Origin of the sequence: Bacillus cereus group sp. BfR-BA-01356, assembly GCF_022663635.1 — a bacterium.
GTDB classification, from domain to species: domain Bacteria; phylum Bacillota; class Bacilli; order Bacillales; family Bacillaceae_G; genus Bacillus_A; species Bacillus_A cereus.
On the sequence record NZ_JAKUFX010000305.1, the window covers coordinates 1 to 315 of the forward strand.

Consider the following 315-nt stretch of genomic DNA (forward strand, 5'->3'; position numbering starts at 1 on the left):
TAAAATGGGGGCTAATTATAAAGATTTATATGATAATATCGATCAAATGCAAGAACATAAACTTTCGTTAATACCTGACGATTTAAAAGCTGCTAAACAAAGTTGGAATGACATTCATAAGGACGCAGAATTCATTTCAAAAGACATTGCTTTTAAACAAGAAAAAACAAACTAAAAATTAATATATATTCATAGGAGGAATTAAAGTGAATAATAATTTTCCTTATAAACTACTTGCTGTATCGACGTTTTTAACCCTGACAACAACTACTGTAGTTTCACCAGTAGCTGCTTTTGCAAGTGAAAGTAAAATAG

1 pseudogene is annotated in these 315 nt (G+C 29.2%); it reads left to right on the top strand.

Going from position 1 to position 315, the window contains the following annotated elements:
• Positions 1–175 (top strand): annotated as a pseudogene (locus tag MR168_RS34050) (hemolysin BL lytic component L1); the annotation flags it as partial.
• Positions 176–315 lie beyond the last annotated feature (140 nt).